Source organism: Variovorax sp. 10N412 (assembly GCF_056394985.1).
Window position 1 is genome coordinate 882,533 of sequence record NZ_JBFTIO010000001.1, and the last position, 14,857, is coordinate 897,389.

General features: G+C 65.2%; 15 protein-coding genes. 12 read left to right on the forward strand and 3 right to left on the reverse strand.

Annotated features, from left to right (window positions below):
- Positions 1-3: 3 nt before the first annotated feature.
- The 3 genes from AC1DJH_RS04430 to AC1DJH_RS04440 are packed head-to-tail and all read right to left on the reverse strand — an operon-like array spanning position 4 to position 2,791.
- On the reverse strand, positions 4-1,002 hold the full coding sequence (locus AC1DJH_RS04430; RefSeq protein ID WP_472116632.1) for an HpcH/HpaI aldolase/citrate lyase family protein: 999 nt from the start codon (positions 1,000-1,002) through the stop codon (positions 4-6).
- A complete protein-coding gene (gene tam, locus AC1DJH_RS04435; RefSeq protein WP_478184842.1) occupies positions 999-1,790 on the reverse strand; it encodes a trans-aconitate 2-methyltransferase in 792 nt (263 codons plus the stop codon). Before tam ends, AC1DJH_RS04430 begins: the two co-directional genes overlap by 4 nt.
- Positions 1,791-1,804: 14 nt before the next feature.
- On the reverse strand, positions 1,805-2,791 hold the full coding sequence (locus tag AC1DJH_RS04440) for a malate dehydrogenase (RefSeq protein ID WP_296780172.1): 987 nt from the start codon (positions 2,789-2,791) through the stop codon (positions 1,805-1,807).
- A 185-nt stretch (positions 2,792-2,976) separates the two neighbouring features.
- Here AC1DJH_RS04440 and AC1DJH_RS04445 point away from each other — a divergent pair, with 185 nt between their 5' ends.
- The 12 genes from AC1DJH_RS04445 (at position 2,977) to asd (ending at position 14,701) form a co-directional block, all read left to right on the forward strand.
- Positions 2,977-3,735, forward strand: a complete 759-nt coding sequence (locus tag AC1DJH_RS04445) for a GntR family transcriptional regulator (protein WP_472116627.1) — start codon at positions 2,977-2,979, stop codon at positions 3,733-3,735.
- Positions 3,736-3,970: 235 nt separating this feature from the next.
- The gene (sdhC, locus tag AC1DJH_RS04450) at positions 3,971-4,417 is read left to right on the forward strand and encodes a succinate dehydrogenase, cytochrome b556 subunit (protein WP_435483081.1); all 447 of its coding nucleotides are present in this window, start codon (positions 3,971-3,973) and stop codon (positions 4,415-4,417) included.
- A gap of 14 nt (positions 4,418-4,431) precedes the next feature.
- On the forward strand, positions 4,432-4,797 hold the full coding sequence (gene sdhD / locus AC1DJH_RS04455) for a succinate dehydrogenase, hydrophobic membrane anchor protein (RefSeq protein ID WP_206177819.1): 366 nt from the start codon (positions 4,432-4,434) through the stop codon (positions 4,795-4,797).
- A 15-nt stretch (positions 4,798-4,812) separates the two neighbouring features.
- Complete coding sequence (gene sdhA / locus AC1DJH_RS04460) at positions 4,813-6,621, forward strand: succinate dehydrogenase flavoprotein subunit (RefSeq protein WP_472116623.1); 1,809 nt, start codon at positions 4,813-4,815, stop codon at positions 6,619-6,621.
- 47 nt (positions 6,622-6,668) lie between these two features.
- Positions 6,669-7,370: a succinate dehydrogenase iron-sulfur subunit gene (locus AC1DJH_RS04465; RefSeq protein WP_435435287.1), complete on the forward strand. Its 702-nt coding sequence runs from the start codon at positions 6,669-6,671 to the stop codon at positions 7,368-7,370.
- A gap of 29 nt (positions 7,371-7,399) precedes the next feature.
- Positions 7,400-7,714 carry an FAD assembly factor SdhE gene (locus AC1DJH_RS04470; RefSeq protein WP_478184843.1) on the forward strand — a complete coding sequence of 105 codons (315 nt, stop codon included), beginning with the start codon at positions 7,400-7,402 and terminating at the stop codon, positions 7,712-7,714.
- Positions 7,715-7,738: 24 nt separating this feature from the next.
- The gene (gene gltA, locus AC1DJH_RS04475) at positions 7,739-9,049 is read left to right on the forward strand and encodes a citrate synthase (protein ID WP_435443190.1); all 1,311 of its coding nucleotides are present in this window, start codon (positions 7,739-7,741) and stop codon (positions 9,047-9,049) included.
- A gap of 188 nt (positions 9,050-9,237) precedes the next feature.
- The gene (locus AC1DJH_RS04480) at positions 9,238-10,182 is read left to right on the forward strand and encodes a LysR substrate-binding domain-containing protein (protein WP_435483078.1); all 945 of its coding nucleotides are present in this window, start codon (positions 9,238-9,240) and stop codon (positions 10,180-10,182) included.
- A 62-nt stretch (positions 10,183-10,244) separates the two neighbouring features.
- Entirely contained in the window at positions 10,245-11,666 is a 1,422-nt protein-coding gene (leuC, locus tag AC1DJH_RS04485; protein ID WP_472116620.1) for a 3-isopropylmalate dehydratase large subunit, read from the forward strand.
- A gap of 17 nt (positions 11,667-11,683) precedes the next feature.
- Complete coding sequence (gene leuD, locus AC1DJH_RS04490; protein WP_435483076.1) at positions 11,684-12,340, forward strand: 3-isopropylmalate dehydratase small subunit; 657 nt, start codon at positions 11,684-11,686, stop codon at positions 12,338-12,340.
- A 36-nt stretch (positions 12,341-12,376) separates the two neighbouring features.
- On the forward strand, positions 12,377-13,465 hold the full coding sequence (gene leuB, locus AC1DJH_RS04495; RefSeq protein ID WP_478184844.1) for a 3-isopropylmalate dehydrogenase: 1,089 nt from the start codon (positions 12,377-12,379) through the stop codon (positions 13,463-13,465).
- 90 nt (positions 13,466-13,555) lie between these two features.
- Positions 13,556-14,701 (forward strand): aspartate-semialdehyde dehydrogenase, encoded by a 1,146-nt coding sequence (gene asd / locus AC1DJH_RS04500; protein WP_478184845.1) that lies wholly within the window; start codon positions 13,556-13,558, stop codon positions 14,699-14,701.
- Positions 14,702-14,857: the final 156 nt, after the last annotated feature.

Sequence of the window (14,857 nt, forward strand, 5' to 3'; positions counted from 1 at the left end):
GTTTCAGGAGGCCGCGAATGCAAACCAGGCTTTCGCCTCGGAGGGCAATGCGCGCCCTGTTGCGTGGGCGCGCGTCAGAACTTGCCAGAAATGGCGATAACTCGCGCGGTCGTGCAATGTGCCATCAATTTGTGTCGGCGCCCAATCCGCCGCTGCCGCCTTTACAAGGATTTTTGTGGCAATTTGAATCTGAGCCTCGTCGGGCGCGAAAGCCTCGAGGATCGGGCGGATCTGGTTGGGGTGGATGCTCCACATGCGCGTGTAGCCGAATTCGGTCGCCGCCCTGCGGGCCGCGGTGCGCATGGCATCGGAGTCGTTGAACTCGGTGACCACGCAGTGCGACGGCACCTTGCCCCAGGCATGCGCCGCCGACGCGATGGCCAGCTTGGCGCGCACCACCAGCGGGTGGCTGAACTGCCCCGCCGCGCCCATGCCGTCGGCCGGAATGGCGCCGGCGTGGGCCGACACGAAATCCATCAGGCCGAAGCTCAGCGACTGCACGCGCGGGTGGGCGGCGATGTCGAAGGCGTTGTGAACGGCCAGCGGCGATTCGATGAGCACATGCAGCGGCAGCGTGCCGGCATCGGCCGCATCGAGCGCCGCGACGGCCTGCAACACGTCGGCCACCGACTCGACCTTCGGCACCATCAGGTGGCTCAGGCGCTCGGCGGCACGGCCCGCGATGGTGATCACGTCGCCGACGAATGCCGGGTGGTCGACCGGGTGCACGCGCACGCCGACACGCATGCCGGGCGCGGCGGCCAGCGCCAGTTCGGTGACGAGCGCGGCATGCTCTGCCTCGCCGCCCACGGGGGCGCCGTCTTCGCAGTCGAGGGTGACGTCGAACACGCAGGCGCCGAACTCCTGGGCCATCTCGGCCTGGAGCGCGAGGCTCTTCCTCATGCGCGCCTCGACGCCGCTGTAGTGGTCGCACACGGGCAGCGTCACCGCGCCGGCCTGCGCGCCGAGCAGCACCTGGGCGGGATGGACTGCGTTCGTCATGCCTTGTCGCCCTTTTGCGCCACGATGAACATCCGCGGAAAGGCAAGCAGCCGCTTGCCGTCGGCCCGTGCCGGGTAGGCCTCGTCCACGCGGCGCAGGTACTCGGCCAGGTAGCTGGCCTGCAGGTCTGCCGGCAGGCGGTCGACGAAGGGCTTCAGCCCCGTGCCGCGCACCCATTCGACGATGGATGCGGCATCGGCCATGCGGTGCTGGTAGATGGTGTGCCATACGTCCACGTGGGCCGCGCGCGGCGCCAGCAGGTCGTAGTAGCCGCCCAGGTCGAGCAACAGGGTGCGCAGCCGGTCGGCATCGCCGATGGCCTCGGCCCAGGGGGGTTCGGCGGCCACCGCGCGCATCAGCCGGTGCGTGGGCTCCTGGCGGTTGTCGGGCATCTGGATGGCGAGCACGCCACCCGGGGCCAGCGCGTCGAACAGGCGCGGGATCAGCATTGCGTGATCGGGCACCCATTGCAGGGACGCGTTGGCGTAAATGAGATCGGGCGCTTCTTCCTTGGAACGCGGCGCCCAGGTCGCGATATCGCTCAACTCGAAGGTCGCCTGCGGCAGCCGCTCGCGCGCGCTGGCCAGCATGGCCTCGGAGTTGTCGGTCCCGACGGCCTGCGCCGCCGGGAACCGCCTGACCAGCAGCTCGGTGGAATTGCCCGGTCCGCAGCCGAGGTCGACCACGCGGGCCGCCCCGGTGAGCGGCACCCGCGCCAGGAGTTCCTGTGCGGGCCGGGTGCGCTCGTCCTCGTAGCGACGGTAGAGCGCGGGATTCCAGTCGAGCATGCGGTCGGATTCGCTCAGATCAGGTGAGCGACGCCGGCTTGCTCGCCTTGCAGCTCTTCCAGCGTCTTGTTGATGCGTTCCTGGCTGAATGCGTCGATCTCGAGGCCTTCGACCAGCTTGTACTCACCGTTTTCGCAGGTGACGGGGAAGCCGAACATGGTGTCCTTCGGAATGCCGTACTGGCCGTCCGACGGGATGCCCATGGTGACCCACTTGCCGTTGGTGCCCAGGGCCCAGTCGCGCATGTGGTCGATGGCGGCGTTGGCAGCCGAAGCAGCCGACGACAGGCCGCGGGCCTCGATGATGGCCGCGCCGCGCTTGCCGACGGTCGGCAGGAACGTGTTGGCGTTCCATTCCTGGTCGTTGATCATCTTGGCGACGCTTTCGCCGTTGATGGTGGCGAAACGGTAGTCGGCGTACATCGTGGGCGAGTGGTTGCCCCACACGGTGAGCTTCTCGATGTCGGCCACGGCCTTGCCGGTCTTGGCGGCGATCTGGCTGGCGGCACGGTTGTGGTCCAGGCGCAGCATGGCGGTGAAGTTCTTGCGCGGCAGGTCAGGCGCGCTCTTCATGGCGATGTAGGCGTTGGTGTTGGCCGGGTTGCCGACCACCAGCACCTTGACGTTGCGGCTGGCGACGGCGTTCAGGGCCTTGCCTTGCGCGGTGAAGATGGCGCCGTTGACGGCCAGCAGCTCGGCGCGTTCCATGCCGGGGCCGCGGGGACGCGAGCCGACCAGCAGTGCGTAGTCGGCGTCCTTGAAGGCGGTCATCGGGTCGCCGTGGGCTTCCATGCCGGCCAGCAGCGGGAAGGCGCAGTCGTCGAGCTCCATCATCACGCCCTTGAGCGCCTTCTGGGCCTTCTCGTCGGGGATTTCAAGCAGTTGCAGGATGACCGGCTGGTCTTTGCCGAGCATTTCGCCGGAAGCGATACGGAACAACAGGGCGTAACCGATTTGACCGGCGGCGCCGGTGACGGCAACGCGAACGGGCTTTTTGCTCATGGGAAGACTCCAGAAGGTAATGAAAACGGTGTTGGCGCTCTCGTGGGGCGCCAGGGGTCCTGCGGGACGAAATACCTTCCCGCAGCGCGAGACCCGCAATATTTTAAGCCGATTCAATGAGGGCCGTCTTATGTCTTATATAAGATATCCTCCACGGGCCCGCAAAGGCGCACCCCACCGCTGCCATGAACACGCCCACCACCCTCGACGAGCCCACGACTCCGTCCTTCAGCCCGCTCTACCAGCAGATCAAGACGTTGATCCTGCAGAGCCTGCAGGCGGGCGAGTGGAAGCCGGGCGAGCCCATCCCGAGCGAGATGGACCTGGCGGCGCGCTACCGCGTGAGCCAGGGCACCGTGCGCAAGGCCATCGACGAACTCGCTGCCGAAAACCTGGTGGTGCGCCGCCAGGGCAAGGGCACCTTCGTCGCCACCCATGCCGAACAGCACGTGCAGTACCGGTTCCTGAAGCTCGTGCCCGACGCGGGCGACCCGAGCACCGAAGGCCCCGCCGTGCGCACCATCGTCGACTGCAAGCGCCTGCGCGCCTCGGCCGACGTGGCGCGCGCCCTGGGCCTGCGAACCGGCGATGCGGTGCTGCAGGTGCGCCGCGTGCTGGCCTACGGCGGCGTGCCGACCATCCTCGAAGACCTCTGGCTGCCCGGCACGCCCTTCAAGGGCCTTACCGCGGAGCGGTTGCGCGCCTGGCCCGGCCCGATGTACGCGCTGTTCGAGACCGAATTCGGCGTGCGCATGGTGCGCGCGGAAGAAAGAATTCGCGCCGTGCTGCCCGACGCCGAGCAGGCGCAACTGCTCGACGTGCCCGCGCAGATGCCCCTGCTGAGCGTGGAACGCGTCGCACACACCTACCATGACATGCCGATGGAGCTGCGCCGCGGGCTCTATCGCACCGACACGCACCACTACAGGAACCAGCTGGGCTGAGCCGATGCAAAAGAAGAAAGACGGAATTTGCCACGCCGACTTGCGCACACAAGCTGTGCAGCGTGCTACGAAGTCAATAGCATCCGACTGCAACGGTGCGCTGACTTGGGCGCGTCCGCTGTCCGATGGTGCATTGCAATAGAATTTTGCGTTGTTTGCATTTCCGCATAAGAAACAAAAGCGTTCGCTCTCAGAACAAGCCAACAAGTCTCCAAGCCACGAAAGCACTTCCCCCATGACAGAGCTTGCAACTCCCCCCAGGCCGCCGCGCCGCGAATTCCGCAACATCAACGCCTTCACTGATCTCAGGACCTACCGGCTCCCGCCGGCCGGCATCGTGTCGATCCTGCACCGCGTCAGCGGCGTGATCATGTTCCTGCTGCTGCCGTTCATCATCTGGATGTTCGACACGTCGCTGTCATCCGACTACTCGTTCGCCAGGTTCAAGGGCGCATTCAACGCAGGCATCGGTTTCGCTCCGGGGTGGTTCTTCAAGCTGGTTGCGCTGGCACTCATCTGGGCCTACCTGCATCACTTCATCGCCGGGCTGCGCCACCTCTGGATGGACGTGAGCCACGCCGCGGTCACCAAGGAATTCGGTCACAGCTCCGCCCTGGTCACGCTGTCCCTGAGCATCCTGCTCACCGTGGTGCTCGGCGCCAAGTTGTTCGGCCTGTACTGAGAAGGAGTCACCCCATGTCTGTGAACTACGGCTCCAAGCGCATCGTCGTCGGCGCGCATTACGGTTTGCGCGACTGGCTCAGCCAGCGCATCACGGGCGGCCTGATGGCGCTCTTCACGATCATCCTGCTCGCGCAACTGATCTTCACCCGCGGCCCCATCGGCTACGACCTGTGGGCCGGCATCTTCGCCGCCCAGTGGATGAAGGTGCTGACCTTCTCCGTCATCGTCGCCCTGCTCTATCACGTGTGGGTCGGCATGCGCGACGTGTGGATGGACTACGTCCAGCCCGTCGGCATCCGTCTCGTGCTGCAAATCTTCACGATCGTCTGGCTGGTCGGTTGTGCGGGTTGGGCCATTCAAGTGCTCTGGAAGATCTGACCTGACATCCCCACCATGACCTATACAAAAGAACAAATCACCAAGCGCAAGTTCGACGTCGTGATCGTCGGTGCCGGCGGCTCCGGCATGCGCGCCTCGCTGCAGCTCGCACGCGCCGGCCTCAACGTGGCCGTGCTGTCCAAGGTGTTCCCCACCCGTTCGCACACCGTCGCTGCACAAGGCGGCGTGGGCGCATCGCTGGGCAACATGAGCGAGGACAACTGGCACTACCACTTCTACGACACGATCAAGGGTTCCGACTGGCTCGGCGACCAGGACGCGATTGAGTTCATGTGCCGTGAGGCCCCGAAGGTCGTGTACGAGCTCGAACACTTCGGCATGCCGTTCGACCGCAACCCCGACGGCACCATCTACCAGCGTCCGTTCGGCGGCCACACGGCCAACTACGGCGAGAAGCCCGTGCAACGCGCCTGCGCCGCGGCCGACCGCACCGGCCACGCGATGCTGCACACGCTCTACCAGAAGAACGTCGAAGCACGCACGCAGTTCTTCGTCGAATGGATGGCGCTCGACCTCATCCGCGACGACGACGGCGACGTGGTCGGCGTGACCGCGCTCGAAATGGAAACCGGCGACCTGCACATCCTGCAGGCCAAGACCGTGCTGCTGGCGACCGGCGGCGCAGGCCGCATCTTCGGCGCGTCCACCAACGCCTTCATCAACACCGGCGACGGCCTGGGCATGGCGGCCCGCTCGGGCATTCCGCTGCAGGACATGGAGTTCTGGCAGTTCCACCCCACCGGCGTGGCCGGCGCGGGCGTGCTGCTGACCGAAGGCTGCCGCGGCGAAGGTGCCATCCTGCTGAACAGCAACGGCGAACGCTTCATGGAGCGCTACGCCCCCACCCTGAAGGACCTGGCACCGCGCGACTTCGTGTCGCGCTCGATGGACCAGGAAATCAAGGAAGGTCGCGGCTGCGGTCCCAACAAGGACTACATCCACATGAAGCTGGACCACCTCGGCGCCGACACCATCCACAAGCGTCTGCCGTCGGTCTACGAGATCGGCATCAACTTCGCGAACGTCGACGTCACCAAGGAGCCGATCCCGGTGGTGCCCACCATCCACTACCAGATGGGCGGCATTCCGACCAACATCAACGGCCAGGTCGTCATCCAGCAGGGTGAAGACAACAGCGCCGTGGTGAACGGCCTCTACGCCGTGGGCGAATGCTCCTGCGTGAGCGTGCACGGCGCCAACCGCCTGGGCACCAACTCGCTGCTCGACCTGCTGGTGTTCGGGCGCGCGGCGGGCAACCACATCGTCCAGTTCAACGACAAGCTCAAGGAACACAAGGCGCTGCCGGCCAACGCCGCCGACCGCACGCTGCAACGCCTGAACGAGCTCGAAAACAGCACCGACGGCGAATACGCGCAGGACGTGGCGGGCGAGATCCGCGCCGTCATGCAGCAGCACGCCGCCGTGTTCCGCAAGCAGTCCTCGATGGACGAAGGCGTGGTCAAGATCGCCGCTGTGCGCGAGCGCGTCAAGGCGATTGGCCTGAAGGACAAGTCCAAGGTGTTCAACACCGCGCGCATCGAAGCACTGGAAGTCGACAACCTGATCGAAGTGGCGCAGGCCACCATGGTCTCGGCGGCCGCCCGCAAGGAGTGCCGCGGCGCCCACACGGTGGAAGACTACGAGCGTCCCTCGGACGATCCGGTCGCGCCGCTGGGCCGCGACGACGCCAACTGGATGAAGCACACGCTCTGGTACAGCCAGGGCAACCGCCTCTCGTACAAGCCGGTCAAGCTGCAGCCACTCACCGTGGCCTCGGTTCCCCCGAAGGTCCGCACGTTCTAAGCCACGGCTAACCGTCAGCCAAGTAAAAGCATCACAAGGTCACCACGATGAAGCGCACATTCCAGATCTACCGCTACGACCCGGACAAGGACGCCAAGCCCTACATGCAGACCATCGAGGTCGAACTCGACGGCCACGAACGCATGCTGCTCGACGCGCTCATGAAGCTCAAGGCGCAGGACCCGACGCTGTCGTTCCGCCGCTCGTGCCGTGAAGGTGTCTGCGGTTCCGACGCGATGAACATCAACGGCAAGAACGGTCTGGCCTGCCTGACCAACATGAACACGCTCAAGGGCACCGTCGTGCTCAAGCCGCTGCCGGGCCTGCCCGTCATTCGCGACCTGATCGTGGACATGACGCAGTTCTTCAAGCAGTACAACTCGATCAAGCCGTACCTGCAGAACGACAGCGTGCCGCCCGAGAAGGAGCGCCTGCAGTCGCCCGAAGAGCGCGAAGAGCTCGACGGCCTGTACGAGTGCATCCTGTGCGCGAGCTGCTCCACGAGCTGCCCGAGCTTCTGGTGGAACCCCGACAAGTTCGTGGGCCCGGCCGGCCTGCTGCAGGCCTACCGCTTCATCGCCGACAGCCGCGACGAAGCCACCGCCGAGCGCCTGGACAACCTGGAAGACCCGTACCGCCTGTTCCGCTGCCACACGATCATGAACTGCGTGGACGTGTGCCCGAAGAACCTGAATCCGACCAAGGCCATCGGCAAGATCAAGGAATTGATGGTGCGCCGCGCCATCTAAGCCCTGACTCATTGCCTAGAGACGCCACCATGCAAACCGCCGCCGACTCCGACCAGCCGCTCAGCGAACGTGCGCTGAGCAAGCTGAAATGGCGCTGCCGGCGCGGACTGCTCGAGAACGACCTGTTCATCGCCCGCTTCTTCGAGCGGCACGAATCCCACATGACCAACGGTCAGGCGGGAGCGATGGAGACACTGATGGACCTGTCGGACAACGACCTCCTCGACCTCCTTCTCCGTAGAAAGGAGCCCGAGCCCGAATGGGCCGGGGCCGAGGTGGTCGCATTGCTGCAGCTGATGCGCACCGACGGCGCGCAGCGCCCCGTCATCTCTCCTTCGTCCTGAATCCACCTCTGAAAGTAAACCGAAATGAAAGCATCCGATACCAAGGCCACGCTGTCGTTCAGCAATGGCGGCGACAGCGTCGACCTGCCGATCTACAAGGGCACCGTGGGCCCCGACGTGATCGACATCCGCAAGCTGTACGCACAGACCGGCATGTTCACGTACGACCCGGGCTTCATGTCGACCGCGGCCTGCCAGTCGGCCATCACGTACATCGACGGCGACAAGGGCGAGCTGCTGTACCGCGGCTACCCCATCGAGCAGCTCGCGACCAACTGCGACTTCCTCGAGACCTGTCACCTGCTGCTGTACGGTGAACTGCCGGACCAGGCCAAGAAGGAAGACTTCACCAAGGTCGTGACGAACCACACCATGGTGAACGAGCAGATGCAGTTCTTCCTGCGCGGCTTCCGCCGTGATGCCCACCCGATGGCCATCATGACCGGCCTCGTGGGCGCCCTGTCGGCCTTCTATCACGACAGCACGGACATCAACAATCCGGAGCACCGCGAGATCGCCGCGATCCGCCTGATCGCGAAGATGCCCACGCTCGTGGCCATGGCCTACAAGTACACGATCGGCCAGCCGTACATGTACCCGAAGAACGACCTGAGCTATGCAGGCAACTTCCTGCACATGATGTTCGCCACGCCGTGCGAAGAGTACAAGGTGAATCCGGTGCTCGAGCGCGCGCTCGACCGCATCTTCATCCTGCACGCAGACCACGAGCAGAACGCCTCGACCTCGACGGTGCGCCTGTGCGGCTCGTCGGGCACGAACCCCTTCGCGGCCATTGCGGCCGGCGTGGCCTGCCTCTGGGGCCCGGCCCACGGCGGCGCCAACGAAGCAGCACTCAACATGCTGTACGACATCCAGAAGGAAGGCGGCGTCGAGAAGATCGGCGAGTTCATCAAGAAGGTCAAGGACAAGAACTCGAACGTCAAGCTGATGGGCTTCGGCCACCGCGTGTACAAGAACTACGACCCGCGCGCCAAGCTGATGCAGGAAACCTGCAACGAAGTGCTGACCGAGCTGGGCCTGGAACAAGACCCGCTGTTCAAGCTCGCCAAGGAACTGGAAAAGATCGCCCTGGAAGACGAGTACTTCGTGTCGCGCAAGCTGTACCCGAACGTCGACTTCTACTCGGGCATCGTGCAGCGCGCCATCGGCATCCCGGTGCCGCTGTTCACCGCGATCTTCGCGCTGGCCCGCACGGTCGGCTGGATCGCCCAGCTGAACGAAATGATCGGCGACCCCGAGTACAAGATCGGCCGCCCGCGCCAGCTGTTCGAAGGCTCGCCCAAGCGTGATGTGAAGCCGATCTCGGCCCGCTGATCGATTCGCGAACCTTTCGCACCCCCAAGAAAGCTGCCTCCGGGCAGCTTTTTTATTGCCCGTTCGGCAGACCCCTCTTCGCCAGCGGGCAGCAATGCCATCTCAGATCACGATGGCAATGACATGAAAACAGTAAGAAAATAGCCGGCTCATCGCCAGACGCGATGCCCAAGCCCCGATCCAGCCCCATGAGCACGTCCGAACGCAACTTTGCCCGCCGCATCGACCTCACGTCGCTGCAGCTGTTCGTGGCCGTGTGCGAGCTGGGCAGCATCGGCCGCGCGGCGGAGCGCGAGTTCATTGCGGCGTCGGCCATCAGCAAGCGGCTGTCGGACCTCGAGGCCACGCTGGGCACCACGCTGCTCTACCGCCATGCGCGCGGCGTCGACCTGACACCGGCCGGCGAAAGCCTGCTGCACCATGCGCGCTCGGTGCTCTACAGCCTGGAGAAGATGCAGGGCGAACTCAGCGAATACGCGGACGGCGTGCGCGGCCACGTGCGGGTGCACGCGAACATCTCGGCCATCGTGCAGTTCCTGCCGGAGGACCTGGGCGTGTTCACAAGGGCGCACGAGGCCATCAAGATCGACCTGGAAGAGCACCTCAGCAGCGAGGTGATCCGCGCGGTGCAGGAGGGCGCGGCCGACCTCGGCGTGTGCCACGTGGCCGGCGGCGCGGGCGAGCTGCAGAGCCTGTCGTACCGGCACGACCGCCTCGCGCTGATCGTGCCCACAGGCCATGTGCTGGCCGCGCAGGGCGCGATCGACTTCATCGACTCGCTGGCCTTCGACCACGTCGGCCTGCACACCAACAGCTCGATCTACGTCGCGATGCACGAGGCTGCGCTGAACGCGGGCCGCAGCGTCAAGCTGCGCATCCACGTCACCGGCCTGGACGCCATGTGCCGGATGATCGAGAACGGGCTGGGCATCGGCGTGATGCCGCAGCGCGCCTTCGAGCTCATGCGCAACGGCATCGGCAGAGGCCTCGTGAGCGTGGCCCTCAATGACGCCTGGGCCGCGCGCGAAATCCGCCTGGTGGCCCGCGACTTCTCCACGCTGCCGGTGGCGGCGCGCTCGCTGGTGAACCACCTGCATGCCGCGGCGGACGGCACGGAACAACTTGCGGCTTGAAACCAATTCGAAGCCGCACAGACAAGACAATCCATTTCCCCACGAAAGACAAAGAGACCGACATGGCACGCACGCTCTACGACAAGATCTGGGACGAACACGTCGTCCACACCGAGGAAGACGGCACCGCGATCCTCTACATCGACCGCCACCTGGTGCACGAAGTGACCAGCCCGCAGGCCTTCGAAGGCCTGCGCGAAGCCGGCCGCAAGCTGTGGCGCATCAGCTCGGTCGTGGCCACGGCCGACCACAACACGCCGACCACCGGCTGGGAGCGCGGCTATGCGGGCATCGCCGATCCGACCAGCAAGGAACAGGTCACCACGCTGGACAACAACATCGCGGAATTCGGCGCCGCCGCGTTCTTTCCGTTCCTGAGCAAGCGCCAAGGCATCGTGCACGTGATCGGTCCCGAGAGCGGCGCGACGCTGCCGGGCATGACGGTGGTGTGCGGCGACTCGCACACCTCCACGCACGGCGCGTTCGGTGCGCTGGCGCACGGCATCGGCACCAGCGAGGTCGAGCACGTGATGGCCACGCAGACGCTGCTGGGCAAGAAGGCCAGGAACATGCTCGTGAAGGTCGAAGGCAAGCTGCCCCTGGGCTGCACGGCGAAAGACATCGTGCTGGCCATCATCGGCAAGATCGGCACGGCCGGCGGCACGGGCTACACCATCGAGTTCGCAGGCTCGGCCATTCGCGACCTGAGCATGGAAGGCCGCATGACGGTCTGCAACATGGCCATCGAGGCGGGCGCGCGCGCAGGCCTCGTGGCGGTGGACGAAAAGACCATCAGCTACGTCAAGGGCCGCCCGCTCGCGCCCACCGGCGTGGAATGGGAGCAGGCAGCCGCCTACTGGCGCACGCTGCAGTCGGACCCGGGCGCGAGCTTCGACGCCGTGGTCGAGCTCGACGCCACGCAGATCCCGCCGCAAGTGACCTGGGGCACCTCGCCCGAAATGGTGGTCGACATCAACGGGCGCGTGCCCGATCCGGACAAGGAAAAGGACGCCAGCAAGCGCGGCGCCATCGAGCGCGCGCTGGTCTACATGGGCCTGGAACCCAACAAGGCCATGAACGACATCTTCATCGACAAGGTGTTCATCGGCTCGTGCACCAACAGCCGCATCGAGGACATGCGCGAAGCCGCTGCCGTGGTGAAGAAGCTCGGCCAGAAGGTGGCGAAGAACGTGAAGCTCGCGATGGTCGTGCCCGGCTCGGGCATGGTGAAGGAACAGGCCGAGCGCGAAGGCCTCGACGTGATCTTCAAGGCCGCGGGTTTCGAATGGCGCGAGCCCGGCTGCTCGATGTGCCTGGCGATGAACGCCGACCGGCTCGAGCCGGGCGAGCGCTGCGCCTCCACCAGCAACCGCAACTTCGAAGGCCGCCAGGGCGCGGGCGGGCGCACCCATCTCGTGAGCCCGGCCATGGCCGCCGCCGCCGCGGTGCACGGCCACTTCGTCGACGTCCGTACGTTCGCCTGAACACACAAGAGATTCACATGCAGAAATTCACCGTGCACAAGGGCCTCGTGGCCCCGATGGACCGCGAGAACGTCGACACCGACGCAATCATTCCGAAGCAGTTCCTCAAGTCGATCAAGAAGACCGGCTTCGGCGTGAACCTGTTCGACGAATGGCGCTACCTCGACGCCGGCTTTCCGGGCCAGGACCCGGCCAGCCGCAAGCCGAACCCCGACTTCGTGCTGAACCAGCCGCGCTACGCGGGCGCCTCGGTGCTGCTGGCGCGCAAGAACTTCGGCTGCGGCTCGTCGCGCGAACATGCGCCGTGGGCGCTCGACCAGTACGGCTTTCGCGCGATCATCGCGCCGAGCTACGCCGACATCTTCTTCAACAACAGCTTCAAGAACGGCCTGCTGCCGATCGTGCTGCCCGAAGCCCAGGTGGCGCAGCTGTTCGACGAAGCCTTCGCGTTCCCGGGCTACACCCTGACCATCGACCTGGAACGCCAGGTGGTGGTGAAGCCGGACGGCGGCGAGCTGGCGTTCGACGTGCAGGCGTTCCGCAAGTACTGCCTGATCAACGGGCTGGACGACATCGGCCTCACGCTGCGGCACAAGGACAAGATCAAGGCGTTCGAAGCCGAGCGCCTGGCGCAGAAGCCGTGGCTCGCGCATACGATGCTCGCCAACGCCTGAGCGCGCACTCTTTACTCTCTTCAACACACGACAAAAATGAAAATCGCAGTTCTCCCGGGTGACGGCATCGGCACCGAAATCGTGGCGGAAGCCGTCAAGGTGCTCGAGGTGCTCGACCTGAAGTTCGAGATGGAATCGGCGCTGGTCGGCGGCGCGGCCTACGAGGCGCACGGCCATCCGCTGCCCGAAGCGACGCTCAAGCTCGCCAAGGAATCCGACGCGGTGCTGTTCGGCGCCGTCGGCGACTGGAAGTACGACAAGCTCGACCGGCCGCTGCGGCCCGAGCAGGCCATCCTGGGGCTGCGCAAGAACCTCGGGCTGTTCGCCAATTTCCGTCCGGCGATCTGCTACGAAGAGCTGGTGGACGCCTCGAGCCTGAAGCCCGAGCTGATCGCGGGCCTCGACATCCTGATCATTCGCGAGCTGACCGGCGACATCTACTTCGGCCAGCCGCGCGGCCGCCGCACGGCTGTCGACGGCCACTTCCCGGGCGCCGAAGAGGCCTTCGACACGATGCGCTACTCGCGCCCCGAGGTCGAGCGCATCGCCCGCGTCGCCTTCGAGGCGGCTCGCAAGCGCAGCAAGCGCGTGACCAGCGTGGACAAGAACAACGTGCTGGAAACCTCGCAGCTGTGGAAAGACGTGATGGTCGACATCGCGAAGGAATATCCGGACGTCGAACTCGACCACATGCTGGTCGACAACGCGGCCATGCAACTCGTGAAGGCGCCCAAGAAGTTCGACGTGGTGGTCACCGGCAACATGTTCGGCGACATCCTCTCGGACGAGGCCGCGATGCTCACCGGCTCGATCGGCATGCTGCCCTCGGCGTCGCTCAATGCGAGCAACCAGGGCCTGTACGAGCCCAGCCACGGCAGCGCGCCCGACATTGCCGGCAAAGGGGTTGCCAATCCTTTGGCTACAATCCTGTCCGCTGCCATGATGCTCCGCTTCTCACTCAACCAACCCGAGGCTGCCGACCGAATCGAGTCGGCGGTGAAGCACGTGCTTGCCTCCGGGCTGCGCACGGGCGACATCTGGTCGGAAGGCACGAAGCGCGTCGGCACCCGCGAAATGGGCGACGCGGTCGTAGCAGCGATCACCAAAAAGACGATTACCGGCTAACCGCAGCCCGCTTCGTCACGCCCCTCCCCGGCTCGACGAGTCGGGGGCAAAAAAGACAACTTCTTTCTTTTTTCACAAGGGCAAACTGAAATGGCGAACGCATCCCAACAACCTCTGGTCGGCCTCGTAGGCTGGCGCGGCATGGTCGGCTCGGTCCTGATGGACCGCATGCAGGCCGAAGGCGACTTCGGCCTCATCGAACCGGTGTTCTTCTCGACCTCCAACGCCGGCGGCAAGGCCCCGGCGATGGCCAAGAACGAAACCGCGCTGAAGGATGCGAACGACATCGACGCACTGAAGAAGTGCGACATCGTCATTACCTGCCAGGGCGGCGACTACACCAGCGAGGTGTTCCCCAAGCTGCGCGCCGCCGGCTGGAACGGCCACTGGATCGACGCCGCCTCCACCCTGCGCATGCAGGACGACGCGGTCATCGTGCTGGACCCCGTCAACCTGCCCGTGATCCAGAACGCGCTCACCAACGGCGGCAAGAACTGGATCGGCGGCAACTGCACCGTGAGCTGCATGCTCATGGGTGTGGGCGCCCTCTACAAGGCCGGCCTGGTCGAATGGATGACCAGCATGACCTACCAGGCAGCCTCGGGCGGCGGCGCGCAGCACATGCGTGAGCTGCTGACCCAGTTCGGCACCCTGAACGCCGAAGTGCGCGCCCTGCTGGACGACCCGAAGTCGGCCATCCTCGAAATCGACCGCAAGGTGCTGCACAAGCAGCAGAACCTGAGCGCTGCTGAAACGGCGAACTTCGGCGCACCGCTGGGCGGCTCGCTGATTCCCTGGATCGACAAGGACTTGAGCGACGGAATGTCCAAGGAAGAGTGGAAGGCCGGCGCCGAAACCAACAAGATCCTGGGTCAGGGCGCGGGCTTCGGCACCGCCGCCGTGCCGGTCGACGGCTTCTGCGTGCGCATCGGCGCGATGCGCTGCCACAGCCAGGCGCTGACCTTCAAGCTCAAGAAGGATGTGCCGGTCGCCGACATCGAAGCGCTGATCGCCGCCGACAACCCGTGGGCGAAGGTCGTGCCGAACACCCGCGAAGCGACCGTGAAGGACCTGACGCCGGTGGCGGTGACGGGCACCATGAACATTCCGGTCGGCCGCATCCGCAAGCTGGCAATGGGCCCGGAGTATGTCGGCGCTTTCACCATCGGCGACCAGCTGCTGTGGGGTGCCGCAGAACCGCTGCGCCGCATGCTGCGCATCCTGCTCGAAGCCTGATATGGGGTGCTCAGCGCCTTTTGAAACATGAATTGTTGCTAAATGGCAACGCTTCATGTGATCGTAAGTATGCGCGCACTGGGTAGAACGGGCGCAGTGCCTTGTCAGTGTCCGGTGATGATGCTAACGTCCTCTTACAAATTCTGGGCCTGAGCC